General features: G+C 37.7%; 15 protein-coding genes and 1 other annotated feature. Of the genes, 2 read left to right on the top strand and 13 right to left on the bottom strand.

Going from position 1 to position 16,824, the window contains the following annotated elements:
* Positions 1–85: 85 nt before the first annotated feature.
* The 13 genes from radC to hemA form a co-directional block, all read right to left on the bottom strand.
* Positions 86–763, bottom strand: coding sequence for a DNA repair protein RadC (radC, locus tag LMD38_RS04740; RefSeq protein ID WP_061184114.1), 678 nt, complete (start codon positions 761–763; stop codon positions 86–88).
* 46 nt (positions 764–809) lie between these two features.
* Positions 810–1,385, bottom strand: a complete 576-nt coding sequence (locus LMD38_RS04735; protein WP_000720486.1) for a Maf family protein — start codon at positions 1,383–1,385, stop codon at positions 810–812.
* 221 nt (positions 1,386–1,606) lie between these two features.
* A complete protein-coding gene (locus tag LMD38_RS04730; protein ID WP_016718601.1) occupies positions 1,607–2,569 on the bottom strand; it encodes a hypothetical protein in 963 nt (320 codons plus the stop codon).
* Between the two features lie 165 nt (positions 2,570–2,734).
* The gene (locus tag LMD38_RS04725) at positions 2,735–4,036 is read right to left on the bottom strand and encodes a bifunctional folylpolyglutamate synthase/dihydrofolate synthase (RefSeq protein ID WP_044791194.1); all 1,302 of its coding nucleotides are present in this window, start codon (positions 4,034–4,036) and stop codon (positions 2,735–2,737) included.
* Between the two features lie 93 nt (positions 4,037–4,129).
* The gene (locus LMD38_RS04720; RefSeq protein WP_000072228.1) at positions 4,130–6,775 is read right to left on the bottom strand and encodes a valine--tRNA ligase; all 2,646 of its coding nucleotides are present in this window, start codon (positions 6,773–6,775) and stop codon (positions 4,130–4,132) included.
* A gap of 39 nt (positions 6,776–6,814) precedes the next feature.
* Positions 6,815–7,047: a binding site (T-box leader), on the bottom strand.
* Between the two features lie 121 nt (positions 7,048–7,168).
* Positions 7,169–8,194, bottom strand: coding sequence for a spore coat protein YsxE (gene ysxE / locus LMD38_RS04715; RefSeq protein ID WP_000366998.1), 1,026 nt, complete (start codon positions 8,192–8,194; stop codon positions 7,169–7,171).
* Positions 8,195–8,256: 62 nt separating this feature from the next.
* The gene (gene spoVID / locus LMD38_RS04710) at positions 8,257–9,237 is read right to left on the bottom strand and encodes a stage VI sporulation protein D (RefSeq protein WP_016718603.1); all 981 of its coding nucleotides are present in this window, start codon (positions 9,235–9,237) and stop codon (positions 8,257–8,259) included.
* Positions 9,238–9,346: 109 nt separating this feature from the next.
* The gene (gene hemL, locus LMD38_RS04705) at positions 9,347–10,636 is read right to left on the bottom strand and encodes a glutamate-1-semialdehyde 2,1-aminomutase (protein ID WP_000712928.1); all 1,290 of its coding nucleotides are present in this window, start codon (positions 10,634–10,636) and stop codon (positions 9,347–9,349) included.
* Positions 10,636–11,625 (bottom strand): porphobilinogen synthase, encoded by a 990-nt coding sequence (hemB, locus tag LMD38_RS04700; protein ID WP_001087058.1) that lies wholly within the window; start codon positions 11,623–11,625, stop codon positions 10,636–10,638. Before hemB ends, hemL begins: the two co-directional genes overlap by 1 nt.
* A gap of 20 nt (positions 11,626–11,645) precedes the next feature.
* Positions 11,646–12,398, bottom strand: a complete 753-nt coding sequence (gene hemD / locus LMD38_RS04695; RefSeq protein WP_062821250.1) for a uroporphyrinogen-III synthase — start codon at positions 12,396–12,398, stop codon at positions 11,646–11,648.
* Positions 12,399–12,400: 2 nt separating this feature from the next.
* Complete coding sequence (hemC, locus tag LMD38_RS04690; protein ID WP_062821249.1) at positions 12,401–13,330, bottom strand: hydroxymethylbilane synthase; 930 nt, start codon at positions 13,328–13,330, stop codon at positions 12,401–12,403.
* Positions 13,331–13,345: 15 nt separating this feature from the next.
* Positions 13,346–14,179, bottom strand: a complete 834-nt coding sequence (locus LMD38_RS04685) for a cytochrome C assembly family protein (protein ID WP_000008996.1) — start codon at positions 14,177–14,179, stop codon at positions 13,346–13,348.
* A 17-nt stretch (positions 14,180–14,196) separates the two neighbouring features.
* The gene (gene hemA, locus LMD38_RS04680; RefSeq protein ID WP_000547872.1) at positions 14,197–15,531 is read right to left on the bottom strand and encodes a glutamyl-tRNA reductase; all 1,335 of its coding nucleotides are present in this window, start codon (positions 15,529–15,531) and stop codon (positions 14,197–14,199) included.
* A 416-nt stretch (positions 15,532–15,947) separates the two neighbouring features.
* On the opposite strand from hemA, the gene LMD38_RS04675 reads away from it, so the two are divergent.
* Together LMD38_RS04675 and LMD38_RS04670 are read left to right on the top strand one after the other, a co-directional pair.
* Positions 15,948–16,400, top strand: coding sequence for a MarR family winged helix-turn-helix transcriptional regulator (locus LMD38_RS04675; protein ID WP_062821248.1), 453 nt, complete (start codon positions 15,948–15,950; stop codon positions 16,398–16,400).
* A gap of 2 nt (positions 16,401–16,402) precedes the next feature.
* Positions 16,403–16,819, top strand: coding sequence for an organic hydroperoxide resistance protein (locus LMD38_RS04670; protein ID WP_000359781.1), 417 nt, complete (start codon positions 16,403–16,405; stop codon positions 16,817–16,819).
* Positions 16,820–16,824: the final 5 nt, after the last annotated feature.

Genomic DNA, 16,824 nt, shown 5'->3' with positions numbered 1-16,824 from the left:
TTATATCTTTATCCTTTTTGTAGATAATTTTCTACAAAAAACTCATAAATCACATTATAAAACAAAATAAGTAAAAAGCATAGTCTTAAATATGACCTTTTTCCTTTAAACTCACGAATTTATGGTCACCTATTATAATATGATCGAGCACTTCAATTCCGATAATTCGGCCGCATTCTACTAAGCGTTTTGTTACTTCAATATCTTCTCGGCTCGGCGCGGGATCTCCTGAGGGATGGTTATGAAGACATATGATAGAGGCTGCTGCACGGCGAAACGCTTCTTTAAAAACTTCCCTTGGATGTACAATTGATGAGTTTAAACTTCCAATAAAAATCGTCTGCCTATGTATAACTTGATTCTTTGTGTTCAAATATAGACATACAAAATGCTCCTGCTGCAGGAAGCGCATTTCTTCCATCATATATGTGGCGCAATCTTCCGGGCTTCGAATGCTGTATCTATTTTGATATTCTAAACGCAACATTCTTCTACCGAGTTCAAAAGCAGCTATAAGCTGAGTTGCCTTCGCAACCCCGACACCATGTATACTGACAAGCTCTTCTAACGTTGCATCTTTCAACATACGTAAACCATCAAAATGATGTAAAATTTTATCTGATAACTTCAAAACTGTTTCTTCTTTAGAACCTGTTCTGAGTAACACTGCAAGAAGCTCCCGATTGGATAAACTTCCAGCCCCTTCTAACAATAAACGCTCCCGTGGCTGTTCTTCTTTGACAACATCACGAATACCGTTCATTTCTCCACCCCTTTATTTGTTCTCTCAAAGAAAATCCCATGCAATTTTACGCATGGGTTACATCAATATTAAATTGTTTTAATTCCCGAACAAGACGTGAAATTGGTAACCCAACTACACTATAGTAGTCTCCTTGAATATGTTGAACAAAAATAGATCCTTTACCTTGAATCCCATAACTTCCTGCTTTATCCAAAGGCTCTTTCGATGCAATGTATGCATCAATTTCCTCTTCTGTTAATTCCCAAAACGTAACTTCTGTACGCTCGTAAAAAGTGACTGTTTTGTCCTTTGCTATAATTGCAACACCAGTATACACTTCATGTGTTTTCCCTGATAATAATTGCAACATTTCTTTCGCCTCAGCCTCATTAGATGGCTTTCCAAGAATACGCGACTCATATGTAACAATTGTGTCTGCACCTAACACAATATGATCACTGTTATTTTCTGCTACCGCAGATGCTTTTTGCAGGGCAAGGGACATAACAATATCAGAAGGCGATGAATACGCACCAATCGTTTCTTCTACTTCACTTACAACAATTTCAAATGGCACACCCGCTAACTCAAGCAATTCCTTCCTGCGAGGTGATCCTGAAGCTAAAATAATTTTTTTCATATTTTCTCCTTCCTTTCTCACATGAAGCAGAATCATTTATATCAATCGTATCAAAGGAATAGTTTGTCCACAAATAAAAGAAATATTATTTTCTCTAAACAAAATAATACTTCCTTACTAAAACACGATTATATTCCTGTCATAGAGAAAGCACTTTACTCTAAATTCAAAAGAAAAGAAAGAAGCATCTACACTTCTTCCTTCGTCATTTCATTATCCTATTATTTCACCTTTTGTGAAACAATTTTTTCGTATGAAAGTATACCATCAATGATAACTTGATTTAATTTCGCTAAAGATTCCTTATCACCTTTTCCGTCCTTCACTGTTTGCACAGCTACTGACGTGTACATATACAATTTCTTCGCTTCTTCCTGCTTCATACTTTTCCCTTCTTTTTCAATCGCTTTCCACTCTTTTTCGATTGCACTTATATCTTTTGCATTACTTTTTTCACTAGCTTGTACGCTAGAAGCATATTTTGCTAAATGAGTATATAATGGCTGTACTTTTGTTAAAAACGCCCCAACTTCTTTATCATCTTTAAGTAACGCTTTATCTGTTATATCCCAGTCCTTTTTCAATACGGAGACATTATCATTTTTATACTGCGTCATTAATTGGTTTATGCCTTGTTCATCGCTAGCAATACCAACAACTAATGCATACTTATCACCGCTCGGTTTTAAGGCTGCTACACCTCCATTACCTTTCCACTCTTCAAGAGCGGCCTGTCCCTTTTCTTCAGAAGAATAGATTCCTCCTTGAACAAAAAATAATTTCATTGGATCTAATGACGTTCCTGTCTGTGCTTTTGTCTTTTCCTCTTTTGGTGCTGGTGTTTGTTCTACCGTTCCGCCCACCTTTGATTCTTCCTTTCGCATCTGCTTCGAAGCTGTTACTTCGCTTCCTCCTGTCGCACCTTGTCCTTTCAGTAACTGTAGCATCCCCATCCCAAACGCCGTACCAATAATAATTGCAGTTGCAACGATTGCAATTAACGTATTGCTCCACTTCTTTCGATTTTTTTCCGTAGACGCTACTTTCGATTTTTGAAACGGAACAACGTTTTTTGGCCTTTCACTTTCTACTACCATCCAGTCAAATTCATCTTTCTTCTTCTCCTCATACTTCGCTTCTGTTCCATTCACTTTCACTGAGATCGTTCGTGATTGCTTGTCCATACACTCACACCTCACCTCTTATCGTTGTCCGCATCATATCATATTCATTTCACAAAAAAACGAGATATTTGTCAGAGGAATTCGCCAAATAACCCTATATATTTATCTTATATGTATGCATTTGACTTCATTTGTAGAACAAAAAAACTAGATAGCAAAGACTATCTAGTTTTTTTCGCGAATATATTTTCGAACTTCCGAAATGAAATAAAGAGAACCTGTTATGATAAAAACATCATTTTCTCCAAGCATTTCAACCTTCGTATCAATTGCCTCTTTCCAATTTTCAAAAACTAATTTTGACTCTTCCTTTGCATACGATGCAAGTTTGTCAGCAGAAATAGCACGATCAAAGGCGAATGTTGTAAAAATAATTTCATCGGCGATGCTTTCTAATTGACCTACCATATTGTGCAATTGTTTATCACCAAGGGCAGTAAATAAAACTATTACATTTTTATCTTTGTAATGTGATTCTACCGTTTTCACAAGACTTTCAATACCTTCTGGGTTATGAGCACCATCTATAATAATATCCGGATTACTTTGCAGTTTTTCAAAACGCCCCACCCAATACGCTTCCTGTAATCCCGTTCTTATTTCTTCTTCCTCAATTAAAAATGATAAGTATGTTTTTACATACATGACTGCCATAAGTGCAAGTGCTGCGTTTCCTACTTGATGGCTGCCTTTCATTGAAATTCGCACATCTTCAAAAGAGGCGAAAGGGCAAGTGAAATCGAAATGTTCTCCATCTTCGCTAGACTGTTTATGTAACGATGTAAAATGGTTGCCCATCTCGTATACATTCGCATGATTTTCCTTTGCAACTTTTTGAATGACTTGCAGCGCTTCCTCATCTTGCACACCAGTAATAACCGGAACACCAGACTTAATAATCCCCGCCTTTTCATATGCAATTTCTCCTAATGTATTACCTAAAATATGCATATGATCGTGACCGATATTCGTAATAATCGTGAGAACTGGATGAATCACATTCGTAGAATCAAAGCGTCCTCCAAGTCCTGTTTCAAATAAAACAACATCACAGAAATTAACTTTACCGAAGTAACAAATTGCCATAACAGTAATAATTTCAAACTCAGTCGCTTCCCCTAAATCCGTCTCATCTAGTTTTTCAACGACTGGCTTTACCATCTTTACAAGTTCAGTAATCTCTTCATCTGCAATTGGTGTTCCATTCACACTAATACGCTCGTTAAATGTTTCAATATAAGGGGAGGTAAATGTTCCTACCTTATATTTTGCATTTTCTAACATGTAACGCATATATGTTAACGTTGAACCTTTTCCATTTGTACCAGCAAGGTGAACACATTTTATGTGACGCTCTGGATTTCCGAGCTCTTCTAGCATCCATCTCATTCTTTCTAATCCCGGTTTAATACCAAATTTCAACCGGCTATGAATCCAGCCTATCGCTTCTTCGTATGTATGTATCACGTATGCTTTCCCCTTTCAAAAGACAACCTTCATATTCCTATTATACGCAAAGAAAAGAGACTCACCAATATAGTGAGTCTCTAAAAAACATTTTTATTTCTCAAGATCCGCTAAACGTTGGCGAACTGCTTCGCGTTTTTCTAGGTAATCTTGCTCTTTCGCACGCTCTCCTTCAATAACTGCTGCAGGAGCTTTTGCTACGAAACCTTGGTTTGAAAGTTTCTTCTGTACACGTTCTACTTCTTTATCGAACTTCTCAAGTTCTTTCTCAAGACGCGCTCTCTCTTCATCAAGATTGATAAGGTCAGCTAACGGTAAGAATAACTCTGCACCTGTTACGATTGCAGTCATCGCTTTTTCTGGCGCTTGTAAATCCGTTTGAATTGTTAACTCGCTTGGGTTACAGAAACGCTCAATGTAAGAGCTATTTTTCGTAAGCTGAGCAAGTACAGCCTCATCTTTTGCTTTAATTTGCATTTGAACTTTTTTGCTCATTGGCGTATTAACTTCTGCACGGATGTTACGAACAGAACGAATGATATCAACTAGAAGGTGCATTTCTGCTGCAGCTTCTGCATCTTGTAAATCTTCGCGTACTGTTGGCCACGCTGCTACTGTAATAGATTCGCCTTCATGCGGTAAATGTTGCCAAATCTTCTCTGTTACGAATGGCATGAATGGGTGTAATAGACGCATTGTTTGATCTAATACGTAAGCTAAAATAGAACGAGTTGTTTTCTTAGCTGCTTCATCTTCACCGTATAGAGGAAGTTTCGCCATTTCAATGTACCAGTCACAGAAATCATCCCAGATGAAGTTGTATAATGAGCGACCAGCTTCACCGAACTCATATTTATCCATGTTACGTGTTACGCTTTCGATTGTTTCATTTAAGCGAGTTAAAATCCACTTATCTGCAACTGATTTTTCACCAGTTAAATCGATTTCTTCATATTTCATGTCATCCATGTTCATTAATACGAAACGTGATGCATTCCAAATTTTATTAATGAAGTTCCAAGTAGATTCTACTTTCTCCATGCTGAAGCGTAAATCTTGACCTGGTGCACTTCCTGTTGATAAGAAGAAACGCATTGCATCTGCACCGTACTTCTCGATAACTTCCATTGGGTCAATACCGTTACCAAGAGATTTACTCATTTTACGTCCTTGCTCATCACGAACTAAACCGTGAATTAATACATCTTTAAATGGACGCTCGCCTGTAAACTCTAAACCTTGGAAAATCATACGAGATACCCAGAAGAAGATGATGTCATAACCAGTTACTAGTGCATCAGTTGAATAGTAACGTTTGAAGTCCGCTGCATCTTCATTTGGCCAACCAAGTGTTGAGAATGGCCATAACGCTGAACTGAACCATGTATCAAGTACGTCGTTATCTTGATTCCAATTTTCAATATCTGCTGGCGCTTCTGTACCTACGTATACTTCACCAGTTTCTTTATGATACCAAGCTGGAATGCGGTGTCCCCACCATAATTGACGAGAAATACACCAGTCGTGAATATTTTCCATCCAACGTAAATATGTGTTTTCGAAACGATCTGGTACGAACGTTACTTTCTCTTCTTCTTTTTGCTGAAGCGCTACTGCCTTCTCAGCAAGCGGAGCCATTTTTACGAACCATTGTGTTGATAAGTAAGGCTCAACAACTGCACCACTACGCTCACTATGACCTACTGAATGCATATGAGGCTCGATTTCTACTAATACGCCCGCTTCTTGTAAATCTTTCACTAACGCTTTACGACACTCGAAACGATCCATGCCGTTATACTTACCAGCTTTTTCGTTCATCGTTCCATCTTCGTTCATTACTAAGATACGTGGTAAGTCATGACGGTTACCTACTTCAAAGTCATTCGGGTCATGAGCTGGCGTAATTTTTACAACACCTGTTCCGAAATCTTTTTCTACGTACTCATCAGCAATAATCGGAATCTCACGGCCTACGATTGGAAGTGTAACTGTTTTTCCGATTAAATGCTTGTAACGATCATCTTCTGGATGAACCGCTACCGCTGTATCACCAAGCATCGTTTCTGGACGAGTTGTTGCAAGACGAATGTGACCAGATCCATCTGTTAACGGATAGTTCATATGGTAGAATGCACCTTGAACTTCTTTATGAATTACTTCGATATCCGAAAGAGCTGTGCGTGTTGCCGGGTCCCAGTTGATAATATATTCACCGCGGTAAATTAAGCCTTTTTCGTATAATTGAACGAACACTTTATTAACCGCATCAGATAAACCTTCGTCTAATGTGAAACGTTCGCGAGAATAGTCTAGTCCTAAACCAACTTTCCCCCATTGTTGACGAATGTGAGAAGCGTATTCTTCTTTCCATTCCCAAGCCTTTTCAAGGAATTTCTCACGGCCAAGATCGTAACGTGAAATACCTTCTTCACGAAGTTTCCCTTCTACTTTCGCTTGTGTTGCGATACCCGCATGGTCCATTCCTGGAAGCCACAATACATCGTAACCTTGCATACGCTTCGTACGAGTTAAAATATCTTGAAGAGTTGTATCCCAAGCATGACCTAAGTGTAACTTACCAGTTACGTTCGGAGGTGGAATTACAATTGTATACGGTTGTTTCTTCTCGTCTCCTGTTGCTTCAAAATATTTGCCTTCTAGCCACCACTGATAAAGGCCTTCTTCAACGGACATATGATCATATTTAGTTGGTAAATTCTTTTCCGTGTTTGACATTATTTTCCCTCCTTAAAATAAAAAATGCCCCTCATCCAAAAAAAGGACGAGGGACATCGCGGTACCACCTTTATTTACAAACAAATTCAGGAATTTGCTTATACTCTTAATTTGATAACGGACAAATCCGTCTTTTCCTAATGAGAACTACTCCGTTCAGAAAAGATGCTCCAGGGCTACCTTCTAACATAACTATCTAGAGAATCTCCCAGCTAATGATTCTCCTCTCTGAAGACGTTTCTTGTTATACTCTTCCCCTTCAAGGCATTTATATGATTGTTAATTATTATATACAATAGTGTAAAAAACGAAACCTTATTCGTCAAGATAAATTTAAGACTACAGCTTTTTGAGTAAAAAAAGAAGATAAGTAGCATCCTCTACTTATCTTCTTTATCCGTTCCCTTGCTGGGCAGCTTGTAATTGCGAAAGAAAATATTCTATATTACTAACGAGCCAATGCGCTTGTTGCAAACTCTTTACTCCGAGAAGTTCATTTTCCTCATTACGCCGCTCTCTTCTTTTCTTATAAGACTGGATTTGCCGAATAAATTGCGATGGATACGTCATATACGCAAACATGAGTAGTTGCTCTTCTTTCGTAAAAGGGAAATTTTTTTGATACATTTGATACCATTCAAACCGATCACTTCGCGCAATTGGATATGTGTTTAACGACCGAGAATAAAACCCTACAATATCTTGCACAGGTGTTGCAAACTTCGATTTTTCTAAACTAATAAAATAGCCATTCCGTTCATAATCAAATAAAAAATGATTAAGCGATACGTTACCATGTACAAAAGTAATGCGCGTTGTTTCTTTTTCTTTCATCGCATCGTTCCACTCATTTAATTGCTTCGTTGCAAACTCACGCGCCCTCATTACATGATGATAGTACGTACAATACTGCAATTCAAACGGAGACATATACCACTTCGCTTCCGATTCTACAAGAAACTCTTCTAACATCTCTCCATCATTTTCCCAGCGATCGGATATATTTGTATAATGTTTTTCTAAATCCTCTTCTGTATACGTTTCTTCTTTTACCGTTTTTTGGTGCAACGTTCCGAGAGTCTGAAACATTTTATGGTATTGATCATTATCCTCGCCGTTCCCTTCCGCACGCTCTAACCAAGGCATTAAATAATAATTATACGTACCATCACTTAAAATATAATTTCCGTCCGTCGCATGGTATATAGGTACATAATTTGAAAAACCTTTCTCCTTCAAATATTGAATATGATGCAAAAAATTATTCCGCTCTAACTTCCTGCCTTCTATTTTCTTGAGCGCATATGGACCTTGATTCGTATAAATTTTCGTCACACTTCCGTGCTCTTCCATATGCTGCGTATCCAATCTATATTGCCTTACAATGGGTTCATAACGATTTCGTAATTCCATATCCATACGAATAACCCTTTCTATTCAAAACATAGCCTTTAGAAAAATAAGTGAGTGCAAACACTCACTTATTTCGCTTTTGCTCTTGAAACAGGAATATAAATAATTTGTCCTGTAGTTAAATATATATCTTCTGTTTGATTGACACGGTATAAGTTTTGTACAGATGTTTCATAACGTTCTGCAACAGATTCGATCGTATCTCCTTCTTGCACAAAATACATTCGTAACTTTGTAAATTCTTCTTCCGGTTCTTTCGTAAATAATTTCGTTAAATAAAGCGCATTTTCATCCCGCTGTGAATACGTTTCCTCTTCTTGTACTTCTTGTTTTTTCGCTTGTTCTTTCTTAAAATCTTTTCTTCCGAACAATTCAAATTGCGGCGTTGTTTCTTTCTCCTCTTCACGCTCTACAAATTCATGTTCTTCTATTTCCTCTTCTTCTACTTCCTGCTCTTTTCTTTCTTCTAGTTGGAACGGTTCAAATGCGTAATCTTCCCACTCATCTGATTCCTTATAGGCTGGCTCTTCGACTTGTGGCGTTGGTCTAGTAGTTTCATGCTCTTGCGCAGAATCATCCTCTAACTCAGCATACGCCGTTTCTTCCTCTTCATCCTCAATTCTTTCTTCATCACATAAACCTGTAATAGATATATCCGCTAATAATTGTAAGCAACCATTTTCCTTTAGTTCATAATCAAATTCCTCGATAGATACATATAGTTCTTCAATTACTTTCACACGGTTTCTTGGGATTGATATTTCAAGCGGGAAGGAATGAACAAGTTCATTAACCCCATCTTCTCTTGTTTCTACATAATCAATGGACTTCGCTGGCGATAGATCTCTTAATGAATAAGCTGAATCATCTTTTCGTGCAACATACTCTCCCGTTAAATCTAATTGCCCTCTCACAATTACCTCATGATCAAGCTCTTCTATCTCAACGTCTGGATCTAACGAAATTGACAAAAGTTCTTCGACTTCCTGTCCTTTTTGGAACCAAACAGATTCTTTTAATGAAAAACGTAATGAATGATCTGTTGCCACTTCTTTTCCCCCTCCCAAACTATATGTCATTACAGATTTATGTACGGAAAGCTGACTTTATGAATAAAAAAAATCGCCCCCCTTACGGAGAGCGATTTTCTTTATTCAATTAAGCTTTTAATTTTGACATTGCAATTTCAGCCGCTGCAATTGTCGCCTCAATATCTGCATCACTATGTGCTGTCGATAAGAATAAACCTTCAAATTGGGATGGCGGTAAAAATACACCTTGTTCTACCATTTCACGATAGTAAGCCGCAAAGAACTCTAAGTTTGAAGATTTTGCTGCGTCGTAATTAATAACTGGTTCATCTGTAAAGAAGATACCAATCATAGAACCCGCACGATTGATATGATGCGGAATGCCATGTTTTTCAGCCGCTTTACGTAAGCCAGCTTCTAGCATTTCAGCTTTACGCTCAAATTCTACATACGATTCTGGCGTTAACTGTACTAACGTTTCATAACCTGCCGCCATTGCTAGTGGGTTACCTGATAAAGTACCTGCTTGATAAATCGGTCCGCTCGGTGCAACTTGGCGCATAATTTCTGCTTTACCACCGTATGCTCCTACCGGTAATCCACCACCGATTACTTTACCTAAACAAGTTAAATCAGGTGTTACACCGTAATAACCTTGTCCACAATTATACGCAACACGGAATCCTGTCATTACTTCATCAAAAATAAGCAATGCACCATTTTGCTCTGTTACTTCACGAAGACCTTCTAAAAATCCTGGTTGCGGAGGAACAACACCCATATTCCCTGCTACTGGTTCTACAATGACACAAGCAATATCATCACCGAATTGTTCGAAAGCGTATTTCACACTTTCTAAATCGTTATACGCTACTGTAATCGTATTTTTCGCTACACCTTCTGGTACACCAGGGCTATCTGGTAAACCTAGCGTTGCTACACCAGAACCCGCTTTAATTAATAACGAGTCACCATGACCGTGATAACAACCGATAAATTTCAAAATTTTGTTACGGCCTGTATAACCACGAGCTAAACGTAGCGCACTCATTGTCGCTTCTGTTCCAGAGTTAACCATACGCACAATCTCAATTGATGGAACACGCTCAATAACAAGTTTTGCTAATTTATTTTCAATTTCCGTTGGAGCACCGAAGCTCGTACCTCTTTCAGCAACAGCTTTTAAAGCCTCAACAACACGATCATTTGCATGACCATGAATTAAAGGACCCCATGATAATACGTAATCGATGTATTCATTTCCATCGATATCATATACTTTAGAGCCTTTTCCACGCTCCATAAACAACGGATTCATACCGACAGACTTAAAGGCACGAACTGGGCTATTTACGCCACCAGGCATTAAATCTTGAGCCTCTTCAAACGCTGCAATCGACTTATCAAACTTTTTCATTATTTAGCGCCTCCTTCTTGTAACCATCTTGCTGCATCTTTCGCATGATACGTAATAATTAAATCTGCTCCTGCGCGTTTCATACTAATTAATTTTTCAAGTACAACTTCTTTTTCATTAATCCACCCATTTTGCGCTGCCGCTTTAATCATTGAATATTCACCGCTTACGTTATAAGCAACGACTGGTAAGTTAAAGTTATTTTTCACATCACGAACGATATCTAAGTAAGAAAGAGCTGGCTTTACAATTAAGAAATCTGCCCCTTCCATTACATCTGATTCTGCTTCACGGAATGCTTCCATGCGGTTCGCTGGGTCCATTTGATATGTTTTACGATCACCAAATTGCGGTGCACCGTGCGCAGCATCACGGAATGGTCCGTAAAATGCTGATGAATATTTCACAGCGTATGACATAACTGGTACATGTCCAAAACCATTTTCATCTAATGCGTGGCGAATTGCTGTTACGAATCCGTCCATCATGTTTGATGGCGCAATAATGTCCGCCCCTGCTTTCGCTTGACTTACAGCTGTTTTTGCAAGAACTGCAAGAGACTCGTCATTTAAAATAATACCATCTTCAATTACACCGCAATGACCATGGCTTGTGAATTGACATAAACATGTATCCGCAACTACTACTAGATCAGGGAATTCACCTTTAATTTGCTGAATCGCACGTTGCACAATTCCATGATCACAATATGCTGATGATCCAACTTCATCTTTTTCAGCAGGTAAACCAAATACAATAACAGAACGAATACCTAAATCAACAACTTCTTGCATTTCAGCTTGCAATAAATCTAAAGATATTTGATATACGCCTGGCATAGAAGGCACTTCATTACGAACATTTTCTCCTTCTAATACAAAAATAGGGTAAATAAAATCTTCCGTATGTAAAAACGTTTCACGCACAAGCGCACGCATGCCCCCGCTTTGTCTTAAGCGACGATGACGATTAAATTGTAAAGAGTTCATAGATTTCTATCCCCATTCTTTTATTTTATAGATTCACAAACACATTGTAGTAATGCTTCTACAGTGTACTCTTTCGGCATAATAATATGCGGAAAATAAAGGCTCGCCTCTTTTTCCGTAATAGGCCCTATACAAGCAATTGTACATTTTTTTGTCCATTCTCTCCAGTTTGTACCCTCAAGTAAACGAACAAAACTAGTAACAGTGGAAGGGCTCGTAAATGTAATAATGTCTACTTTCCCTACTTCTAACGCTTCTATAAGCTCTTGCTTTTTCTCTATATTCTCTTTCGTATCATATACGATAAGCTCATCTAGAGAAACACCCATTTCACGAAGCGCAACTGGAATTACGTCTCTTGCTAAATTCCCTTTCGGAAATAAAATGCATTCGTTTCCACTTAGTCTTTTTACAAACTCTTCTGCAAATACTTCTGCAACAAATGAAGTTGGAACGAAGTCCACTTCATAGCCTCGCTTTTCTAACTCTAACTTTGTTTTCACACCTACTGCAGCAATTTTAGTCGTTACAGGTAGCTTCTGTCTCAAACGATCTAGAAAAAAAGCTACCCCATTTTTACTCGTAAAAATAACCCAGTCATACGAATGTAACCGCCCTGCTATATGTTGAATTTGCCTATGAGGCATACCTTCCATACGCAAAAGCGGAATTTCCAATGGAATTCCGCTCTTTTCTTTCACCGCTACACTCATTTGTTTTGCTTGATGCTGGGCACGCGTAATCAATACCGTTTTGCCAGCGAGAGCGTTCATACTTATTGTTGCCCCTTATTTGCAGCAAGAATAAGTTCTTTTGCGCCTTGTTTTATTAAACGGTCCGCAGCCTCTAATCCTACTTTCTCTGGATCAGTTCCTACTACTGTCTCTTTCAATAAAACAGAACCGTCCATAGACCCGACAAGAGCTGTTAATTCGATTGCATCGTTTTCTGTAAGAGTTGCATATCCTGCGATCGGCACTTGGCATCCACCTTCAAGTTTATGAAGAAATACGCGTTCTGCTGCCACTGTTTTTTCTGTTACTCCATCATTCATATGAGCTAACAACTGCAGTAAATCTTTATCATCCTCACGACACTCAATCGCTAATGCACCTTGTCCTACAGCAGGTACACATAACGTCTCATCTAAATGTTCTGTAATAACTTCATTATCCCAGCCCATTCTTTGTAATCCCGCTGTCGCTAAAATAATTGCATCGTAATCTTCTTCTTTTAATTTGCGTAAACGTGTATCGATATTTCCGCGAATCCACTTCACTTGTAAGTCTGGTCTCGCAGCGAGTAGCTGTGCACTACGTCTTAAACTACTCGTACCTAAAATAGCGCCTTCTGCTAACTCTTTAAACGACGCTCCGTTTTTTGAGATAAAAGCATCACGAGGGTCAACACGCTTTGGTGTACAACCAATCATTAATCCTTTTGGAAGTACGGCCGGCATATCTTTCATACTATGTACAGCCATATCAATTTCTTTCGTAAGTAGCGCATGTTCAATCTCTTTCACAAACAAGCCTTTGCCACCTACTTTTGAAAGAGTAACATCTAAAATAACATCGCCTTTTGTAACGATTTCTTTCACTTCAAATTCATATGGTAAACCTAGCGCTTTTAACTGATCAATAAACCAATTTGTTTGCGTTAATGCTAATTTACTCTTTCGTGACCCTACAATAATTTTGCGCATAATTTTCTCTCCTCATTATAAATACCAAAAGTGGAAGTTGGATAAACTGCTTAATAGAAAAATATTAATTAGCATTACGAGAAATGCTCCGATGTTCCACTGCACGATTTTCTTCCCTTGCAACACATCTGCCGCTCGTAAATATAGGCCAGCACAATATACAAATAGAACGACAAAAGACCCGATTACTTTCGTATCATACCAATGGAAATTGTCCAATTTTGTATATCCCCATATGCATCCTAATAAAATAGCTAGTAAGAAAAATGGAACAGAAAATAAATTTAATCCGTAAGACATCGATTCTAGCTTCGGTAAATTCCCTAACCTTCTTAATCTCGCATTCCATTTTTTCTTTTTTAATAGGCGATATTGCAATAAATACATAATAGAAAAAATGAACGATACAGTAAAAGTTGCATAAGAAATAATAGCCATACCGACATGTACGTATACAAGCTCCGAAACTAATTGCTCTGCAAGTACCGGCGACATCTTTCCAAGCGGCGTAAAAATAGAAAAAGCGCTTACGCCAAATGCAACAACATTTGTAAAAAAGACTAAAAAATCGATTCTCATAAATCGATTAATGACTAACGACATCGTAATCAATAGCCAAACATAAAAATAAATGCCTGATAATAAGGTTAAAAGAGGGTTCGTTTCTGAATCTGTAGCTCTAAGTAACATAAAAATAGAATGCAGAACCCATACAATCGAAAGTAACCAAAAAGCAAATCGGTTCGCCTTTCGGTTACTTTGGAAATAATCTATAAAATATAAACTAATGCTACAAGCATATAAAATAATTGCAATATGATAAATAATACTGTTATTTAAAAAACTCATCCGATCATCCTTCCAAATTATAAAGATGGAACGGATGGTGTCCACGCTCTTTTATGTTCTACTTCTTCCGCACGACTCTCTACGTCTTCCATTTCTAAATCGAAAATCTTTGCAAATAACGCTAATTTTTCGTCTGCTCCCTCTTCAGCAGCTATTTCTTTCGCTACTAGAATTGGGTCTTTTAATAATTGATTAATAATACTTTTCGTATGCTTACTAATTACTTTTCTCTCACGATCACTAAGAGTTGGTATTTTTCGTTCCAAACTTTCCATCGTTTCACTTTGAATAGCAAGTGCCTTATCACGAAGAGCTGATATTAACGGAACGACACCAAGTGTACTTAACCACGTTTTAAATAAAACAATTTCCTCTTCAATCATAAATTGAATTTTCTCTGCTTCTTTCAAACGCTCAGCACGGTTCGCTTCTACTACTCCTTGCAAATCATCAATGTCATACAAGAAAGAACCTTCTAGCTCATCAATTGCTGGATCAATATCACGCGGCACTGCAATATCAACCATAAATAATGGACGACCAGAGCGCATTTTCTCTACCTTTGTCATCATCTCTTTCGTAATGACATAATCCGATGCACCAGTTGAACTAATTAAAATATCAGCTTCTAATAATGCACATTGTAATTCACTTAAAGGTTTTGCATGTCCCATATATTTCTCAGCCATTATTTCTGCTTTTGAAAGCGTTCTATTCATGACTGTTACTTTACGAGCACCACTTCCATATAAGTTTTGCAGTGCAAGTTCACCCATTTTACCAGCTCCGAGAATAAGCACGTGACAATCTGTTAACTCGCCGAATATTTTCTTCCCAAGCTCAACAGCAGCATAACTAACAGACATCGCACTTTCACCAATTGTCGTTTCTGAGTGAGCACGTTTCGCTAATGTAATGACTTGCTTAAACAATTCATTAAAAATTGTCCCTGTTGCTTTTACTTGCTGCGCTTCTAAAAAGCTATCTTTTATTTGACCTAAAATTTGCGTCTCTCCAACTACCATAGAATCTAAACCGCACGTTACGCGGAATAAATGATCGATTGCACCATCTTGTTCAAAAATAGTTAAATATGGTGCGACTTCTTCTATTTCAAGCTGAAACCAATCAGCTAAAAACTTCTTAATATAATACCGTCCCGTGTGTAATTGATCGACAACAGCGTAAATCTCAGTGCGATTACAAGTTGATACAATGACATTCTCTAACACGCTCTTTTGCTTTTGTAATGTCGTCATTGCTTGCTCTAGTTCTGTTGCCTGAAATGTGAGTTTCTCACGAAATTCTACAGGGGCTGTTCGATAATTTACACTAACAACAAGAATATGCACGCAGCATGTCCCCCTTCACCCGTTTTATCACTTTATCTACTATCATAATACAACTTTCCTCTTATGAATCTGACAATCGTGTGAACAACCGATTATTTTTTTATTTATTCTCCATATGTAAGAAAGGAGATTCAGTAAAATGAATAAAAACTTTCTACTTTATAATGATTATAAAATAATAACTCTATTTGTACGTTACCAAAAAAAGTCCTCATAATCAAGTGATGGAAACTATTCCATATGAATTATAACATCATCTTTCCTATCTTCTTTCATCATGAAGGAAAATATGTATGATTGTTCCAAATTGTAGCACAAACTTTCTCAATACAATGTATTTGACATTGTATTTCTTTTCCGTTATATTGGTTTTACAAAATTAAATTGTGCACAACTTAATAAGAAAGGAGTTATGTATGGTAAATAATTCTTTACATCTAGATAACCAACTTTGTTTTTCTATTTACGCCTGTTCTAGAGAGGTTACACGCTTTTACCGACCGTATTTAGAAGAAATGGGCATTACGTATCCACAGTACATTACTTTACTCGTACTATGGGAGCAAGATGGACTAACAGTAAAAGAAATTGGAGAACGTCTATTTTTAGATTCAGGTACGTTAACACCTATGCTAAAACGAATGGAATCATTAAACCTTGTAAAACGCGTTCGTTCCAAAGAAGATGAGCGAAAAGTATGTATTGAATTAACAGAACAAGGTAAAGATTTACAAGATAAGGCTTGTTCATTACCGAAAACAATGGCTACAAATTTAGGAATTACAGAACAAGAATATCGTTCTTTATTAATTCAATTAAATAAACTAATTGAAACAATGAAAACAATTAATGATAGAAAAGGGGAATAAACATGGATAAATTATATACTGCTTCAGTAACTGCTACAGGTGGAAGAAACGGAAAAGTAGTTTCAGATGATGGCATATTAAATCTTGATGTAAAAATGCCGAAAGCACTAGGTGGTGCAGGCGGAGAGGCAACAAATCCAGAACAACTATTTGCTGCTGGTTATGCTGCTTGTTTTGATAGTGCGTTACAACTTGTCATTCGTACAAAACGTGTGAAAGTAGAAAGCACAGAAGTAACTGCTCACGTTTCTATCGGAAAAGATACAGACGGTGGTTTCGGCCTATCCGCTGTGCTTGATGTACATGTTGCCGGCGTCTCACATAGCGAAGCACAAGAACTTGTAGAAGCCGCTCACGGTGTATGCCCTTACTCTAAAGCAACACGAGGAAATATTGAGGTTACATTAAACGTACGCTAAAAAAA

It is taken from the genome of Bacillus pacificus (assembly GCF_020861345.1).
Classification (GTDB): Bacteria; Bacillota; Bacilli; order Bacillales; family Bacillaceae_G; genus Bacillus_A; species Bacillus_A pacificus.
Note: the sequence above shows the minus strand (reverse complement) of the source record. Positions and strands in the feature narration are given on the sequence as shown.

Excerpts from the sequence above, each read along its gene's own strand:
- LMD38_RS04735 (WP_000720486.1), bottom strand. The coding sequence starts at position 1,385 with ATGAAAAAAATTATTTTAGCTTCAGGATCACCTCGCAGGAAGGAATTG.
- LMD38_RS04675 (WP_062821248.1), top strand. The coding sequence starts at position 15,948 with ATGGTAAATAATTCTTTACATCTAGATAACCAACTTTGTTTTTCTATT.
- ysxE (WP_000366998.1), bottom strand. The coding sequence starts at position 8,194 with ATGGATATGGAATTACGAAATCGTTATGAACCCATTGTAAGGCAATAT.
- LMD38_RS04730 (WP_016718601.1), bottom strand. The coding sequence starts at position 2,569 with ATGGACAAGCAATCACGAACGATCTCAGTGAAAGTGAATGGAACAGAA.
- hemC (WP_062821249.1), bottom strand. The coding sequence starts at position 13,330 with ATGCGCAAAATTATTGTAGGGTCACGAAAGAGTAAATTAGCATTAACG.
- hemL (WP_000712928.1), bottom strand. The coding sequence starts at position 10,636 with ATGAAAAAGTTTGATAAGTCGATTGCAGCGTTTGAAGAGGCTCAAGAT.
- radC (WP_061184114.1), bottom strand. The coding sequence starts at position 763 with ATGAACGGTATTCGTGATGTTGTCAAAGAAGAACAGCCACGGGAGCGT.
- LMD38_RS04685 (WP_000008996.1), bottom strand. The coding sequence starts at position 14,179 with ATGAGTTTTTTAAATAACAGTATTATTTATCATATTGCAATTATTTTA.
- hemD (WP_062821250.1), bottom strand. The coding sequence starts at position 12,398 with ATGAACGCTCTCGCTGGCAAAACGGTATTGATTACGCGTGCCCAGCAT.
- hemB (WP_001087058.1), bottom strand. The coding sequence starts at position 11,625 with ATGAACTCTTTACAATTTAATCGTCATCGTCGCTTAAGACAAAGCGGG.
- LMD38_RS04720 (WP_000072228.1), bottom strand. The coding sequence starts at position 6,775 with ATGTCAAACACGGAAAAGAATTTACCAACTAAATATGATCATATGTCC.
- LMD38_RS04670 (WP_000359781.1), top strand. The coding sequence starts at position 16,403 with ATGGATAAATTATATACTGCTTCAGTAACTGCTACAGGTGGAAGAAAC.